Below are 16,603 nucleotides of genomic sequence, written 5' to 3' on the forward strand. Positions count from 1 at the left end.
TTGCCAATCTCCTAAAATTACTTTACACATTAGAAAATGTTTTTGGTCGCATACGCAACGACCAATAGGGCCTTGAAAACCTGAAACCCTAGCGTAAAAATGAACCCACTCTGTGGGTGTCCCGGAATTCCGGGAGATTTTGCTATGTCCAGGTGCTTTTCAGCACTAAAAGCAAAATGCTGACTAGGGTTCAGTGTTTTCAAGCTCCCGGAATACTCATGCGAGGGCGCTCGCAACCGGAGGGGAAAATGAAAACTCAAAATCTTAATATTGATCTTTTTGTTGGCAAAAAAATTCGTTTGAGATGAAAAATATTGGGAATGTCTCAAAAAACATTAGGACAACACTTAAGAGTTACTTTTCAACAAATCCAGAAATATGAAAAAGGCTTAAATCGTGTAAGCGCAGGACGTTTAAAGGAAATTTCCGATATTTTGAATGTTCCTCTTGCCTTTTTTTACACTGATATTATCACAAAAGAAAATGCCCCGTACCATCATGAAGAAATCGCATCAAGTAAAGAGGAGTTTTTGCTTTTAAAAAGTTTTAGAATCCTTCCGTCTATCAAATAAAAAGCTATTTTAAACTTAATTTGTGATCAAAATTAAAAGGCTTTAAATGGATCTCTATACTTGACTATTCTTGCCCCCTATCCTGAATAACAAAGTACTGCAATCTATAAAAATTCGGTTTTTAGCAAACTTTACTTGGCTGATTTCATATGATATGGAGCCCGACACTTTTTCTTCATATGTTTTATGCTCTTCATAAATATTCCTGAAAATATCTTAAAACGCACCATGACAATAGCGTTCTTTTTTTCCTTAACACCCTCTTAGATCTATAAACAATCCAAATTCTTATCTAGCGGGTTCTAACTCATAACCACTCCTATAACTGTATCTCCTAAACGTATCTTCACTGATCATTTTATTAATAATTAACACATTGATTTATCGTGATAAATTATCTTTTTTTCAACTTTAGTACCGAATAGTGTAGAGTTCTCTCATATTGATAAATCAATCACAATCTCTTGGTTTACACACAAGCAAGGGGGGATGGGTAAAAAAGAATAAAAATGCCCCAAGAATCTCAAATACCAAAAGTTATCGCAATATTAGAAACTGGAAAATGTATGACATTGCTGAGAAATATGACAATGCCAACTTGCTCCTTCATTAAGCATAAAGATGGTTGTGCTCTATAGATTTTATATTATTTTCCACTGGAGCTTGCCCTTCACAGGCGCCGTCGCATTACAAGCGCTGTTGCGAAATAGGCTTACCTTGATGAAATATTTCTTTAAAACAGCACGTGAATTGACAACCCAAGTACATTTCGTTTGGAGTATTCTATTTTGCGTAAAGGATGTGCCCCCATTAAAAGACCCATTACAGCCGCAGTTCCCCAAATGGGCGCTATTGTGAAATGGTGGGCTTCCTTGAGAAATATTTCTTTAAAACAAGCGCCGTATATTGGGAACAATAAGTGTATTCTTTTTGAAGTGTTCTGCTTTGCATGAGAGCGTAATCCCATTAAAAAACGCAAGAAACAAAAGCATGAAGCAATATCTTCATTATTTTAAAGAAAATGTTTTAGATGTTTTTGAAAATCATAACTTTAAACCCAAAAGAGACGCTAACGATATTACCTTTAAAACTTTATAATTCTCTCCCAATGGGATTGTTTTACCGTTTCAAAGATAGAGAAGACACCTTAACAAAATAAAAATACACATACCTTCTCTCTTCAACGCCCCTCTTTGTAAGAAACAGATTTTTTGCAATACAAAAACCAAATTTTATCAATTATGATAACTTTCTTCTCTTCTCAAAGAACAAAGATCTTACCCCGAACCAATCTGTAAACAATCCGTTTTCTACTAAGTCGCATCAAATTGATTCATAAAGATAATTTATTTTTTCATCTCAAATGAAAATCCCTAATATCTTAGGATTTTCTCATTCCACATCTACGCCATGTTATATCAATAAAAACCATTTGCTTACACATCACATGCAAAGATATTAGATAAAAAACATTTAAGAATTGGCTAAAAATACCTATAATGAACTGTCCCCAATACCAAAAGCTATCGTAACATTGAATGCTGGCAAAGTGTATGACCATGCCAACTTGCTTTTTTATAAGGATGGGAGTGTTCTGTAGATTTTATATTATTTCCATGGGAGCTTTATACCATAACGGGCGCCATCGCGTCACAGACCGCTGTCACGAAATGGGCGCTATTGTGAAATGGACTTACCTTGAGAAATATTTCTTTAAAACAAGCGCCATACATTGGAAACAAAAGTGTATTCTTTTTGAAGCGTTCTACTTTGCATGAGAGCGTAATCCCATTAAAAAACGCAAGAAACAAAAGCATGAAGCAATATCTTCATTATTTTAAAGACAATGCTTTAAATTCTTTTAAAAGCCATAAATCTAAAAAACGATGGTAAAAATATCACCTTTACAGCTTTGTAATTCTCCCTCAATAAAGCTGCCTTCCATTTTCAAATATTAATCCCAACAGAGATACCCTCGCTCCAATCTGGCATACAAAAGCTACAACAGAAGAGAAAATACCAAACCACCTTAATCTTTGTCTCAAACATAGAGCTTTCAGCGACTAACCGCTTCATATCACCACATCTCAAACAACGGCACTCCATGAAAATTATAGGCAATATTCCTCAAATACTCTTAAAAAGCTTAATATGTAAAGCCTTACATTACCACACCTAAAAGGAAGCTTTTTCATAAAGTATCACAGACTGGTCTAAATATCCTCTCAAGCACCTCCTCAAGCTAAAAAATGAAGCTCCCTACAACCTACTCTGTAAACAATCCACCTTCTTTAAAGCCATTTCCACTTGGCTTCCCACAGCAGTGCGGTTCATATCACCACACCTCAAACAATAGTGTTTCATAAGGTTTATAGGCAATATCCAACAAATATTCTAAAAAGATTTAATGTGCAAAACTTTACATCACCACGCTTCAAAGGAGGCTATTTCATAAGGCATCACGGAATGGTCTCAATATTCTTTTGCCCCCTTCCCCAAAGGAAAAAACAAAGCGCTCTATCACCCCCGTCTTTAAAACAATGCTCTAATAATCCGCATTTTCTTAAAGCCGCTTCACTTGGCTCCCCATAGTAGGGCGGTTCATATCACCACACCTCAAACAACAGTGCTTCGTAAGGTTTATTGGCAATATTCATAAAATACTCTGAAAAAGCTTAATGTATAAAACTTTACATCACCAGGAGGCTGTTTCATAAGGCATCATGGGATGGTCTCAATATTCTTTTGCCCCCTTTCCCCGAAGGAAACAACAAAGCGCTCTATCACCCCCGTCTTTAAAACAATGCTCTAACAATCCGCTTTCTCTTAAAGCCGCTTCACTTGACTCCCCGTAGAAGCGTGCGCTTCACGTCACCTTAAAAGAAACTGCTTTAAAGATTCTGTTTCACAGCACAACAGAATGATAATTTAAATACAAAAACGCGCTAAAAACATAGAGGTTCAACAAACACATTCTCTATTCAAATCAATGAATACTCTACCTCATCATATCATCACGTAGAACAGCCGATATGAAACAAATTTAGATTATTCCTCTAATTCTTTTGCAAACCCAGACAGTTGCATAGCTTGCGAAAGACTATTGACGGCATTTAAATGCGTTTGAAGTAATTCACTATTACGCTGCAATTTTTCTTGTAAATCAGACAGTAAACTTTCAACCTCATGCTCAATATCTTGATTCATGTAGCGTCTAACATCGCTCATAGACTTATTAAGATCACGCAAACCACGTATTTTACATAAATTTATTTCTTCGTAATCTGGAACACCACTGCTCTCTAGCATATTGCTTTCATAATCAACCACTTGGGCTAATCCCTTAACAGCAGCGACAAATTTTGTCATCGCCCAATCACGGTCAATAAGATTATTATCAAGAACTTTTGCTTTTGCCGCAAAACTATCATCACCATATTGCACTACAGACATTTTTATTTCCCCTTCAACCATATTGTTCAATCTTGCTTTCAAATGAGGGAGATTAAACAGTTTTTCTTCAATGCTGATACACTCAATCGAGCTTGTGATGCGAATATTGCTCAGACAACAGCACGACAATCCTTAAAAGCGTATACCACGACAACTTTCAACGTATTCTCTGAAATATTTTCTTGCTTTGCTCCAAAACCATTATTGCTACTATACTTCACCAAAACGCTATAAACTTAAACCTCTGCACAGCAATATCGAAACTTCGAAATTTTCTCTGTCTATTTCGCCTTGCCTATTTTATTTTGCCTATTTTATCACCACCAAGCCTTCAACAGAAAACAACAACACTCTGACGATAACCTTGGTAATAAAAAACACCTGCCAACAAAATTCGCAGCATATTAAAGATTGAGCCCATTAAGGGACTTCAGTATTTCACCGATAGCAGCATTTTACCCTCCATAACTTTATGGCTTTCCCTGCACCTAAACCTGCACACCCTCTTCCCCCTGGCACCTCCATAAGATAGCACCCTACAAGATTAGTTTGCACCCATTCAAAAAGACACCCCCTCACGCCATGCTCTTTCTGCACACATACAGTATTTTGCACAAAACACAAAAAGAATGCTCTTTTGAACAGATTAGCCATACAGTACTCTTAAAAAAGACATCTTAAAATAGCTAAATAGCCATCAATCTCCCTTTTTCAACTATCATTCGCTTTTCTTTGCAATGAGCGACTATATAAGATTTTTTGAACCTTTTCAAGCATTTCTTACCCCATCCGCTCGATACGCCTTCAATCACATATTCACGCGCTTGTTTTGAAAAAAACGATCTCTTAAGAGCCCCCAAGCTCATTTCGCTCTGGTACCCATGAATGGATAACAATAAATCCCCCATGAAATGTATAAAATCCATTAAGCCCCTCATCTTTAGGTTTTATAAAAGAACAAGCCGACACCATCACACAACTCAGCCCCCCAATGTTGCCCCCCCTTGGCACTTAAGACGAGAGGTATTGCCCTTCTTATACAGTTTCAACTCCGCACGACTCTCCCTGCTTGTAATGTTAAAAAAATACGCCTTCAATCACATATTCACGCGCTTGTTTTGAAAAAAATAATCTCTTAAGAGCCCCCAAGCTCATTTCGCTCTGGTACCCATGAATGGATAACAATAAATCCCCTATGAAATGTATAAAATCCATTAAGCCCCTCATCTTTAGGTTTTATAAAAGAACAAGCCGACACCATCACACAACTCAGCCCCCCCCAATGTTGCCCCCTTGGCACTTAAGACGAGAGGTATTGCCCTTCTTATACAGTTTCAACTCCGCACGACTCTCTCTGCTTGTAATGTTTAAAAAACATGGTTTTGGTTGATTTAAGATAAACAGACTTGAAATGAAAGAATCCTATGGGATTCAAGGAACTTATTTAAGTTGAATAACGCTAGATTATCCTTATAAATAAAAATATTATCAAGGAATAACGTTTAACTCTCCCCCATTGATATTTTCAAAATTTTCCCTCATCTTCCTATCAATTATTTCACGCCATAACGCACAATCCGCTCTTAATATCGCAGCTTTACATGCACTCCTAGCCTAAAAATCATTGTATAATAAAGGCACAATTTCTACGACACCCCTCTTCTCATCATCACCTCTCTAAATGAGGCCCTTTTCTTTCGTAATCATACCAAAATATTTATCATTATTTTGTATGCCTGATGAAAAACTTAAAGATCGTAGAATTATCACATTTCAAATCTATTCTAGGTTCAATCAATTAAAATTACTTCCTTGCACATCACAAACAGAACCTGACATATCAATAAAATACGCTGAAAGAAAAAGGGTCTGATGAAACCAGCGCCCAAAGGGCTGTAGGAAACAAAGCCGAGGGCTTGAGGCAACATTAAGAACAAGTATAGAATGGGGCCTGCTTACTCTTTTATGAAATATAAAGATGGTAGCACTCTATAGATTTTATATTATTTCCATGGAGGCTTGACCGTTATGCCCTTCATGGTATCGGTGCGAAATGGGCTTATCTTAAGAGATGTTTCTTTAAAACAAGCGCATTAATATGCAAATAAGTATATTCCGTTTGGAACATTCTTCTTTTCGTGCAAGACTATACCCAAAAAGCAGCATTAGCCAATTTTGTTATGAGCTAAAATCGATCAGAAAGCGTGTTTGACCTTCTTCTCACGCCTTAAAGGACAAAGACCTTAACGTAATCTGCTCTGTACACAATCCGAATTTTTATCAAGCAGGCGCCTCTTGACTTCCTCCTCATATGTTTCACTTAAACGAAAGGTTCAACAAACAAGCCTACGAATATTCATTCGCGCACTAAAAAAACACTCACACGCAATAAAAGACACTAAAACGTTTTAAGAAGGTCTACATGCCTTATATTAGCACCATAAATAACCGTATTTTATGGCATTATAGGGTAAAAAGAGTTTTCATGGTAGAAAACCTATAAAATCAATCAATATTTACTTTAAAGCTTTCCTTTTTTATGCACTCACAGTGCTCCCACGCTTCAAGCCTTTATAAATAAAGAAAAGATTTTAAGCTTGCCGAATATATTATATTAGCATACATTATAGGCTATAACATATTGTTCTTCATAAAATCGCCTCCAAAAGAACAAAAAGAGGCCCTTATAGCTGATCTCGTAAAAGCCGCGGTGCTTTATTCAACCTTGATTATCACCATCAATGCTTTTGTTGTTATTTTAGTGCTCATCATAGATGATATATTTAATCTCTTAGCTTTTTGATGAAATCTCCAGAGAAGCGTCTCAAATTTAAGATCCCAAAAGAGAATTGAACACAGCAGATTAATCATATACCAATTCAGCTGCTGCATCTAACTATTCTTTACTCTTTGTCTCAGCATTTTTTACAATCAGACTCAACATTTTTATTCCCCTTTGAAGCATGATGATCCTTTTATTAAAAACCTTATCCTCTTCGACATTCTATTAGTAGAAGCCCCCCAAACTTTGTTGGCTTTTCATGAAGTGCATGCATCTCATGCACCTGTACGCATAGTTTAAATATAACTCTATTTTCACGCGTAAATACTGTAAAATCCATGTGTCAATCTAAACACAATAGTCTTTAAAGAAGCTGTATGATAAAGATTTATTCTGCTTCTTTCATCCTAAGTTTCTGCATCAAAGGGGATTGTTGTTTCTGCTAGCCAATTTGCTAAACTAGAATGAAAACTATAAAAACATAATCAATCCCAATCTGGTGGCATATATCGTGATATTTAAGAAAAAATGCGCTCTCTCTTGAAAGGAAGAAAAAAGCGCTGTTGTCACAATTACTTTTATTTATACAAACAACATATTGATTTATAATGATAATTTATCGTTATTCATATTGAGTTAGCCCCCCTAATAACGTAAGATTCTCTTATTTAGAATCTGTTTATCTTGAATCAATATCACTTGCTTGCACATTACAAGCGGGATTAGCGTGTGGATAAAATTTGTATAAGAAAGGAGTAAAAATGGCTCTTATGAACGCTCTCAAATGCAGGGGCTGTCGCAACATTGGGAGCTGGCACATAGTGTGATGGTGCCGGCTTACTTCTCCACATACCTTTCTCAACTATCTTTTTCCCCCAGATTTACAAAGTTTGAGCACGGTTTTTAACCTCCAAAAAGAAGTTGCCTCTCTGCTATTATTGCATTCTCACAATTTTTAGATTTATGCATAGAGGCCCCACCTAAATAACATTTCTTTTGCCATTCGAGGCGTAATTCTTTATCTTTCTTAAACTCTTCTACGCTATAAGTTTTTTCGCAACCAGCAACAGTAAGTCCAGTACAAAGCAGCAATGCTGCTATAATGACTTTGTTCATCAATAAATTTCCCTTCTTTCGGATTGACAAAATTTGAGATACAATTTAGGGCCTCAAAAAAAGTTCTACATATGCTTGTCGAAGTTTTTTACAATTTTGAGAGGATTTGAGCGGTGAATCGCCATTTTCACATTTCTTTGCCTATTCTTCATATAATTTTTCATTGGTTTTAAATTCTTCTACACTGTAAGATTCTTCAAAACCAGCAACAACACCCCCTTGTGCAAAGCAAGCAATACTGTAATAATAACGAGCTTCATAGGGCCCCCTCTTTTGTTCTGATACCAACCACCCTCTTGCTTTTTAGATTATTCTTTTGCCTTTTGTTCAGATTTGCGCTTTTTCTCTTCAGAGGTCATTTTATTTAGATTTTCCATTTGCTTTCTATTATACTCGTCTCGATACTTACGATATCTTTCGTCTGCTTTTTTTCTACGTTCTTCAGCAAATTCACGATCCGCTAACCGCATATTTTTACAGCTTTTCGAATTACCCGTCCAACCACATTTTTCTGCATATTCTTTGAATAATTTTTCATCTTTTTTAAAATCTTCTACACTATAAGATTCTTCACAGCCAACAACCACAGCCCCTGTGCAAAGCAATAGTGCTGTTATAATGACTTTATTCACGATTTAATTCCCTTCCTTTTTCTCTTCAGTTTTTTCCTTGTCGTCCTTTCCAGAGCCAAAAATCCCCCATTTTTTACGCGTTTCTAATTCAGCTTGTTCTGCATTTTTACAATTTTTTGAATCAAAACTTCCTGCAATAAAACATTTCTCTAACCACTGATTGAGTAATTTAGGATCTTTCTTAAATTCTTCTACGCTATAGGTTTTTTCGCAACCAGCAACAGCAAGCCCAGTACAAAGCAGCAATGCTGGGATAATGACTTTATTCATCAATAAATTCCCCTTCTTTTGGATTTACAAAATTTGAGATACAATTTAGGGCCTCAAAAAAAGTTCTACATATGCTTGTCGAAGGTTTTTACAATTTTGAGAGGATTTGAGTGGTGAATCATCTTTCTCACATTTCTTTGCCCATTCCTCGTATAATTTTTCATTTGTTTTAAATTCTTCTACGCTATAAGTTTTTTCACAACCAGCAACAGCAAGTCCAGTACAAAGCAGCAATGCTGAGATAATGACTTTATTCATCAATAAATTCCCCTTTTTTCAAATTTACAAAGTTTGGGACACAATTGAGTATCCCCTTAAAATTGCACATTCGGTTCAGTGTGCATTTTCAAAAATCTTAAAATCGACCTCTGGAGGCGATTTTTCGCAACTTATGACGATAAATCGCGTACAAAGAAAAATACTGCGATCAATATTTTTTGTGATTTAATTGTTATTCTTCTGTTTTTCAGTTTCATTCCCATTTTTGCTATTTTCACGAAGTTCCTTTGCAAGATTTCTATAATGCTCTTGAAAAAGTTCCATATCGGCTTGCATGGCATTTTGACAATTCTTAGTAGAAAAAGCAGAGAGTCCCATTTTATCGCATTTCTTTCCCCATTCTTGCACCAATTTTTTATCTTTCTTAAATTCCTCAACGCTGTAGTTTTTCTCGCAACCAACAGCGACAAGCCCTGTGCAAAGCAACAGCGCTGTTATAATAGCTTTATTCATGGTTTTATCCCTCTCTTTGTTTTATACTTTAATAACGATGTCGTTGGATTCACAAAATCCCTGTATCGTGCTTTTACGTATAACTTTCCTTTGACAAATACGTACACTTTTAACGCCAATAGGTTGAATCATGAGAGCCGCTTTATTATCAAACTTGCATTTGTAACGTTATCGACACTGCTACTCTTGAGTATTTGAACTGTTAAAACTCCAGCAAAAATTTTGATATCTTGACATTTTCAAGAGGCTTTTTAATCATTTCTTTTCTTTCAAGAGTTTTCCTTCAAAACCACCTCATCAATGAGAAGCAGCACGAATTCTTATCAAAAATTCGTAATGCCTATATCCATTGCAAATTCCCTGCAAACGAAAGAATACACCTTTTAATCAACTGATTGCGCTCTTACTTATTTCTTAATCCACCGAGAAAGAAAAAAACTTAACTCCCCCCCCCTACACTTTTTACATGCCAATAGAAATTCTAATAAAGCGATCTTATACATTCCGATAGCAGAAAAAAGATTATTCCTTGCCTGCCATCAAGTAACATTCAATACTTAGACTATAAAATCATGTAAATGAAAGGAACACTTTCCATATCATGCTCAATGATTTCTTTTTGTTATGAGGAAAGCTTATAGCACACCCCTATCAATCAATTTTATTGATTTTATCCCCCCCTTATAAACATACATATAATTTTAAAAAGAGAATGTCACATAGCAGAAAAAAAGAAGCAACGCTACTGTTAATTTACATTATTTACCTTGTATTTAGTAAAATAAACAAAGTATTCAGTAAAATAAAAAAACAACTTCACATTTAAAATCATGATCAAGCCAATTTTTATGGAAGAATAAACTTACCTATCCAGCGACGATACAAATAACAAGGGGACTGATGATGATCTCATCCATAGGATGAAAAGTTGAAACGAAGAATTTTTCATAGGTTCATAACTATTTTATGAGATGCCCCCCATAAAAAATGGACGCTTTTATAACAATTAACTTCATGGAAAAACGACCAATATCATCTTTTTAAAAACACTCAAACCAACGCACACTTATTATTGTATATTATCTTTTATTTTCCGTATTTTTTTGAAAGCAATTCGCGCACCTCATCGGCCATTTTAGTTCCACGACTTGCACAACTGACCTTAATTAACCGATGCAAACTTTCCGGCACATCAATTGTGAGACGCTTCATACCGCCATCCACACTGCCTTTATTATTTTCCACCCATGCATCAGCCGTTAAAGGAATGGATTTATTGGTTGGTTTCGTGCCAATTTTAATTTTTTTATTCATCACGCTAACTCCTTGATTTCGGCCGCAACAGCTTCAATCTCTGCGGTTGCTTGTCCTTGCTTATCCACTTCGTAAACAGCCTTGCCCTGTGCAGCAGCTTCTGCAAAAATCACACGTTGCGCAACACTCGAAGAAAGAACATGCACGGGATATATGCCAAGAGCTTCATTCACATCACGCCCTATCGCTGTATTGACTATTTTACGATTAATAACAAAAGCAGATTTGAGATTTTCTTTATAAACGCGTGCTTCGTCAATCAGCTTTACAATTCCATCAGCAGCCCAAATATCATAGGGACTAGGCAAAACAGGTATAAGCACAAAATCCGAAGCCATAAGAGCACTCCGCGCAAGATCAGTCACACGCGGAGGACTATCAATAATAATATGATCATAACCATGACCAATCTGTGTAATCTCTTTGTGAACTGTTGCACGTGGTAAACCAATAACCGAAAATAAAGGATCCTCTTCACGCGCAGCAGCCCAATCCAATGCGCTCCCCTGTGGGTCAACATCAATAAGCAATACTCGTGCACCGGTACGTGCAAAACTGGCTGCAAGATTCACGCTCAACGTGGTCTTTCCGACACCCCCTTTTTGATTCAAAAGTCCAATGATCATTCGTTACGTCTTTCAGTATTATCGTTTTTACGATTATACTGAAAATAACAAAAGAAGCAAGCATACAACACCTGAAAAACAACCATTTGTCTTAATTTTTAAGATAAAAACAACAGCCCCCAATTTTATCTTTATAATATTCTTTTAGCATGAGCCCAAAATATTATGAAGGGAGTGTTCTTGCTAATAAAAAGATAAATTGAAACAAGAAATAGGGTCTTCTTTCCCCGCCTTAAAATGAAAATTTCTTAAATCTGCGCTAACCTATAACTAATGGTCTCTCCATAATCTTTACCCCTCGGATTTTACTCTCCATGAGGTCCACTGCATACGACTCGACAAATAAGCTCTGCCCTAAATAGATAGCAAATTACCAAGGAGAATTGATGGTTTTACATGTTGAATGAGAGAACAGAAATCTATACAATTCTCTCGTTTTCCCTCTCTTATATTCAATCAATTAAAATCACTTATCTACCATCACAAGCAGAGTTGGCATATGAGAATAAACACTGAAAAAAAGGAATAAAAATACTTCTTATGGAGTGTTTTAAATATCAAAAGCTTGTTGGTAGCATCGGTGGCTCATGTATGATCGTGCCGGCTTATCCCTTTTCTTGAGCTAAAGATGGGGGTACAATGAATGTTGTACTCTTTAAATTTATACCCTTTGCGCACAACAGAGTGAAATGAGCTTGAGAAAATACGGATAGCTCTGCGCGCAAACAAGCAACGCAATGGATTGTTCTATGCTTCGTGAGAACAATGAATGATCCATAGAGAGAGAGCTATCTTTCATAACGGTAATTCATTGAGCTCTCCCCATCTTTACGCTTGAGAAGGAGCCCCCATCACATACTTTGTGCTATCTCGTAGGTGTTACACCAGCTCTTGACCCTTGCAACGGCTCATGAGAAGGCATCTTTAGTTCTTTCTTCTACAATTTCACTCCACACGAGGCCCTCGCTTATAACGTGCAAACAAGAGATCTTGATTGATACAACATAGAACAGAGTTGAAACACAAGAATCTTACGGGTTTTAGGGTTCTAATTCAAGTTAAGGAACGCTATATTATCATTATAAATCAATGCGCTGTCTAAGATTGAATAACAAAGATGTTGCCGTATGAGATATTTTGCACCTTGACAGCGCGTTTTTCCAAACAAGTTTTCTCGACAAAAAGAATATTTTTGTTAAGATGCCCTTGCAAGATCTCACTTTCATCATGTTCTTTTATAGACCTAAGAGTATTGTAAAAATCGTGCAATTGGGAATAAACAAAAATGAATTTACAACAAATTGACCCTGATATTTTTATCGGCGCCCAAATTAGCATAGAAAATATCAAAACATTAGCAGAAGCTGGTTTTAAAACAATTATCTGTAACCGCCCCGATCACGAAGAGGCTCATCAACCTGATTTTTCAAACATTAAAATGGTTGCAAATAACTATGGCATAAAAGCCTATTACATTCCCATTTCTCCTCCGACCATAGAAAAATCAGATGTTGAAACCATGCAAACAATTTTAAAAACAGCCTCTCTCCCTCTTCTCGCCTATTGCCATCATGGAACGCGTTCACTGCATCTTTATCATTTAGCACGTCTTTAATCATAGGTTGCATAGGCTTCCCATGCACTTTACAAGACAAAGTTCTTAAATTTGCACTGATCTGTAAACAATAGTTTGTCAAGAATGTTTTTCTTACACCTTCCACTTGGGTTCTCCCTTTACTTGGGGTTTCCCTCTTTATGGAAAGCACTGCATAGGGCACGATAAACAAACTTTGCTCTTAAATAGACAACAAACATCTACCCCTGAAGCCATAAAAATACATGCAAATTGATGAAGCGATAAACTTTTAAAATAAAAAAGTCATCGATTTTAAATTTTGTGAAATTCTAAGGATAAAAGCACAAGAAATTTTAAAAACAGCCTTTCTCCTTCTTCTTATCTATTCTTGCCAAATACGCGGTGTGCTTATTCATTGATTTTTCATCATGGATTTTAACGGATCAGAAAGAAACAAGCAGTAAACTTTCAACTGACAGCAAAAACCATAAAGTTAACTGTGAAAAAGATAATGCTTAAATCAGATCTTCAGATATTCGATTCTCCCTCTCAACAACGGAAAAAACATATATTCCATGATGTTTTGGAATATATCTTTGTGATGATCATCACTTTAAGTGCTATTTTAACAGCTCTTCTCTCTTTTTCAGATAAACTTAGAGCATATTTTTAAAAGTAAGCAACCGATCCAACTTTGATAAGGGTTGAACTGTCTTTAAAATTTCTTTTGCTTTTTTTTCATCACGGTGCATTTGTGCAATCAAAGGTTCAAGTCCATCAAATTTTTCTTGTCCGCGCAAAAACTTGAAAAAAGAAACGGTACAGCTCTCCCCATAAAGGTCATCATTAAAGTCAAATAAATAGGTTTCCAAAAGGGGAGCCCCATCTTTAACAACCGTTGGACGACAGCCAAAACTTGCAACCCCATCATATAAAATACCGTTGGCACGACGCAAACGCACCGCATAAACACCATGAGCCAAACAAACTTGAGGAGGTAACATCTGATTAGCGGTAGGGAATCCCAAAAGACGTCCAAGTTTGTCGCCTTGAATAATATTGGAGCATACCCGATAGTGATAGCCTAACAAATGAGCGGCTTTGTCCACTTCTCCTTGTGAAAGAAGTTGCCGAATAAAACTAGAAGAAATGATCAACGGTTGTGAATCTTGAAGACGAGAAACGCAAGGAACTTGCACAACCTGAAATCCAACTTCTTTTCCTCTTTGGCAAAGAAGATGGACGTTTCCACTTTTCTGATGACCAAATTGAAAATTTTCACCTGTCACCACAACGGAAACCTCAAAAGCTTCCTTTAAAATCGACTTAATAAATTCATCCGCTGAAAGAGCTGCAAATTGTGCATCAAACGGCTGTTCAATCACGCCATCAAAGCCAAGGATTTTAAAAATTTCAGCTTTTTCAGCCGCCTCTGTCAAACGATAGACAGGGGCTGAACGTTGAAAAAAACTTCTTGGATGAGGTTCAAAAGTTAAAACAACAGCGGGTTTATTTTTTATCCGTGCGAAATCAAGCGCTTTTTGCAACACTACCTGATGCCCACAATGAACACCATCAAAATTTCCAAGTGCCAACACAGCCCTCCGCCAAGCCGAGGGAAACATATGGGTTCCCTTAAGACGCAAAAAATTAACCATTACTGAAGTGCCCACATGATTGCTTGTGGCCTATAACCATGACGTTCTAGAAAAGAATGCAAAGCTTGCTTATCCACCACACCATTTTGCATATAATCATAACAATGAATGCCCCCCATAATATAAAGGGCATCAAGACCAAAATGAGCCGCCCCCTTAATATCCGTCAAAAGACCATCACCAATAGCTAAAACTTGACTTTTTTCTACTGTCCCACGTATTTTTTGAAGTTTTTCAAAGGCACACTCATAAATAGGCGCATGAGGTTTTCCAGCAATGCGAACTTCCCCTCCTAATTGTTGGTAAAGACGCGCCAATGCACCAGCGCACCAAAATTCCTTATTTCCATAATGGACAATCACATCAGGATTAGCACAAATAAAAGGTAAATTCCGCGCGCGCATACGACGAAACATCTCCTCATAAGCAGAGGGTTCTTCAGCAAAATCTTCAAGAAAACCGCTACAAACAACAACAGAAGCTTCCCATTCCTCAACAAATTCACACGCTAACCCTTCAAACAGTACCAAATCACGTTGTGGACCAATGAAAAAAACTTTACGCGGTGCAGCACAAATGAGGTCACGCGTTACATCCCCTGAAGTGATAATGGCATCATAACAGTCACTATGAATATTCATGCTTTGTAATTGGGCCGCAACATCTTCCCGGAGTCGAGGAGAATTGGTCAATAAAATGACACTTTTTCCCATTTGCCGAATTTTATACAACGCTTTCAAAGCTGGTTCAAATGCCTGCACACCGTTATGCACAACACCCCACACATCACAAAAAACAGCATCATAATGCGCTATAACAGTCTCAATATGGGTCAGTTCATTCATAGTGCACCTATCTCTCTTTGTCATTGATCAAGCTGTCTTTTACTTCAAAACTACTTATCGAAAGATAATAGCTCTGTCACCTGCTTTCTCAAACCATACCCCAACTTTGTATCGCCTATAGAGATCATAAGAAATGATAAAATAAATAAGTTATCATTAAGTTGTGCAAAATTCTAAAACGCTTGATAGTAAAAGCTTATCATTCCACAATGCCCATTTTTCTCATAAAAATTTCAATTCTAACAACAACCGCGTTAATACAGTTTTTTAGTGAAAACACTCAAATTTTTTACTTGGAAAATAAACGAATGAAAACCCGCCTTAAAAATCGCTTTCTTCAAGATAAAACAATTGATTTATAACAATAATTTATTACTCACGCATAATGAAAAAACCGAATATCTTTTTTCATTTAAAATCTGTTTATATTGAATTAATCAAAAACTATTTGCTTGCACATTATAAGTGAGATGAACGTGTAGAGCAAAACACTTGAAGAAAGGAATAAAATATCTCTTAATAGTCTCTCTCAAATGTAAAGACTGTCGTAATATTTTGGACGATCAAAGAGTATGTGGAGTATATACCGTCGTACATCTTTTTTCAGTAAAGATAGAAGTATAGCTTTTATTCTATCCATGAAACTTTTACTTTATACTCTTCACGGAGTGCCGTTGTGAAATGATCTCGAGCATTAAGAAATGTTCCTTTAAAACAAACTCGTGAATATCCGAACAGCCCAATCTATTCTGTTTTGATTTTGTTTTGCATGAGGGATGTCCACTGATGAAAGCTTTTCCCTACCATCATGATATCTCAGTCGCATAAAAACAAACCATTTTGCTTATGAGTCAAGAACCTCATTAAGCGCCCCTAGGGGCTTAATCAAACCCATGGGGTTCTCTTACTTTCTTCGCCAAATTCAGGGCTGATGGCATAATTGTGATGAGCGATAAAAAATTGAAAAGCAAACAGCCTTTTATTAAAAAAGCTATCCGTCTCAAGAAAAACGATTTTTATTGCCAAG

At 36.5% G+C, this 16,603-nt stretch carries 12 protein-coding genes and 1 pseudogene; 2 read left to right on the top strand and 11 right to left on the bottom strand.

Annotation, left to right across the window (positions count from 1 at the left end; translation table 11 throughout):
- Positions 1 to 248 precede the first annotated feature (248 nt).
- Positions 249 to 572: pseudogene (locus PVV57_RS05495) on the top strand (helix-turn-helix domain-containing protein).
- 3,048 nt (positions 573 to 3,620) lie between these two features.
- Here the strand turns inward: PVV57_RS05495 and PVV57_RS05500 are convergent.
- From PVV57_RS05500 to parA, 9 genes are all read right to left on the bottom strand, one after another.
- On the bottom strand, positions 3,621 to 4,025 hold the full coding sequence (locus PVV57_RS05500) for a flagellar protein FlgN (protein ID WP_273719012.1): 405 nt from the start codon (positions 4,023 to 4,025) through the stop codon (positions 3,621 to 3,623).
- A 3,685-nt stretch (positions 4,026 to 7,710) separates the two neighbouring features.
- A complete protein-coding gene (locus PVV57_RS05505; RefSeq protein ID WP_273719013.1) occupies positions 7,711 to 7,923 on the bottom strand; it encodes an EexN family lipoprotein in 213 nt (70 codons plus the stop codon).
- A 141-nt stretch (positions 7,924 to 8,064) separates the two neighbouring features.
- Positions 8,065 to 8,211 carry a hypothetical protein gene (locus tag PVV57_RS05510; protein ID WP_273719014.1) on the bottom strand — a complete coding sequence of 49 codons (147 nt, stop codon included), beginning with the start codon at positions 8,209 to 8,211 and terminating at the stop codon, positions 8,065 to 8,067.
- Between the two features lie 20 nt (positions 8,212 to 8,231).
- A complete protein-coding gene (locus PVV57_RS05515) occupies positions 8,232 to 8,555 on the bottom strand; it encodes an EexN family lipoprotein (RefSeq protein ID WP_273719015.1) in 324 nt (107 codons plus the stop codon).
- Between the two features lie 3 nt (positions 8,556 to 8,558).
- Entirely contained in the window at positions 8,559 to 8,825 is a 267-nt protein-coding gene (locus PVV57_RS05520) for an EexN family lipoprotein (RefSeq protein WP_273719016.1), read from the bottom strand.
- Between the two features lie 45 nt (positions 8,826 to 8,870).
- Positions 8,871 to 9,083 carry an EexN family lipoprotein gene (locus PVV57_RS05525; RefSeq protein WP_273719017.1) on the bottom strand — a complete coding sequence of 71 codons (213 nt, stop codon included), beginning with the start codon at positions 9,081 to 9,083 and terminating at the stop codon, positions 8,871 to 8,873.
- 186 nt (positions 9,084 to 9,269) lie between these two features.
- Positions 9,270 to 9,557 (bottom strand): EexN family lipoprotein, encoded by a 288-nt coding sequence (locus PVV57_RS05530; RefSeq protein ID WP_273719018.1) that lies wholly within the window; start codon positions 9,555 to 9,557, stop codon positions 9,270 to 9,272.
- A gap of 1,086 nt (positions 9,558 to 10,643) precedes the next feature.
- Entirely contained in the window at positions 10,644 to 10,871 is a 228-nt protein-coding gene (locus PVV57_RS05535) for a hypothetical protein (RefSeq protein ID WP_273719019.1), read from the bottom strand.
- The gene (parA, locus tag PVV57_RS05540) at positions 10,871 to 11,497 is read right to left on the bottom strand and encodes a ParA family partition ATPase (protein WP_273719020.1); all 627 of its coding nucleotides are present in this window, start codon (positions 11,495 to 11,497) and stop codon (positions 10,871 to 10,873) included. Before parA ends, PVV57_RS05535 begins: the two co-directional genes overlap by 1 nt.
- Before the next feature lie 1,285 nt (positions 11,498 to 12,782).
- On the opposite strand from parA, the gene PVV57_RS05545 reads away from it, so the two are divergent.
- Complete coding sequence (locus PVV57_RS05545; RefSeq protein WP_273719021.1) at positions 12,783 to 13,112, top strand: TIGR01244 family sulfur transferase; 330 nt, start codon at positions 12,783 to 12,785, stop codon at positions 13,110 to 13,112.
- Between the two features lie 617 nt (positions 13,113 to 13,729).
- Here the strand turns inward: PVV57_RS05545 and PVV57_RS05550 are convergent.
- Together PVV57_RS05550 and PVV57_RS05555 are read right to left on the bottom strand one after the other, a co-directional pair.
- Positions 13,730 to 14,731, bottom strand: coding sequence for a bifunctional riboflavin kinase/FAD synthetase (locus tag PVV57_RS05550; RefSeq protein ID WP_273719022.1), 1,002 nt, complete (start codon positions 14,729 to 14,731; stop codon positions 13,730 to 13,732).
- The gene (locus PVV57_RS05555) at positions 14,731 to 15,576 is read right to left on the bottom strand and encodes a TIGR01459 family HAD-type hydrolase (RefSeq protein ID WP_273719023.1); all 846 of its coding nucleotides are present in this window, start codon (positions 15,574 to 15,576) and stop codon (positions 14,731 to 14,733) included. The genes PVV57_RS05550 and PVV57_RS05555 overlap by 1 nt, the downstream gene beginning before the upstream one ends.
- Positions 15,577 to 16,603: the final 1,027 nt, after the last annotated feature.

Origin of the sequence: Bartonella sp. AU15XJBT, assembly GCF_028618615.1 — a bacterium.
In the GTDB taxonomy this organism is placed as follows: Bacteria; Pseudomonadota; Alphaproteobacteria; order Rhizobiales; family Rhizobiaceae; genus Bartonella.

What these genes read in the sequence shown, in the direction of transcription:
- PVV57_RS05500 (WP_273719012.1), bottom strand. Translation starts at nt 4,025, where the DNA reads ATGTCTGTAGTGCAATATGGTGATGATAGTTTTGCGGCAAAAGCAAAA.
- PVV57_RS05505 (WP_273719013.1), bottom strand. Translation starts at nt 7,923, where the DNA reads ATGAACAAAGTCATTATAGCAGCATTGCTGCTTTGTACTGGACTTACT.
- PVV57_RS05520 (WP_273719016.1), bottom strand. Translation starts at nt 8,825, where the DNA reads ATGAATAAAGTCATTATCCCAGCATTGCTGCTTTGTACTGGGCTTGCT.
- PVV57_RS05525 (WP_273719017.1), bottom strand. Translation starts at nt 9,083, where the DNA reads ATGAATAAAGTCATTATCTCAGCATTGCTGCTTTGTACTGGACTTGCT.
- PVV57_RS05530 (WP_273719018.1), bottom strand. Translation starts at nt 9,557, where the DNA reads ATGAATAAAGCTATTATAACAGCGCTGTTGCTTTGCACAGGGCTTGTC.
- PVV57_RS05535 (WP_273719019.1), bottom strand. Translation starts at nt 10,871, where the DNA reads ATGAATAAAAAAATTAAAATTGGCACGAAACCAACCAATAAATCCATT.
- parA (WP_273719020.1), bottom strand. Translation starts at nt 11,497, where the DNA reads ATGATCATTGGACTTTTGAATCAAAAAGGGGGTGTCGGAAAGACCACG.
- PVV57_RS05545 (WP_273719021.1), top strand. Translation starts at nt 12,783, where the DNA reads ATGAATTTACAACAAATTGACCCTGATATTTTTATCGGCGCCCAAATT.
- PVV57_RS05550 (WP_273719022.1), bottom strand. Translation starts at nt 14,731, where the DNA reads ATGGTTAATTTTTTGCGTCTTAAGGGAACCCATATGTTTCCCTCGGCT.
- PVV57_RS05555 (WP_273719023.1), bottom strand. Translation starts at nt 15,576, where the DNA reads ATGAATGAACTGACCCATATTGAGACTGTTATAGCGCATTATGATGCT.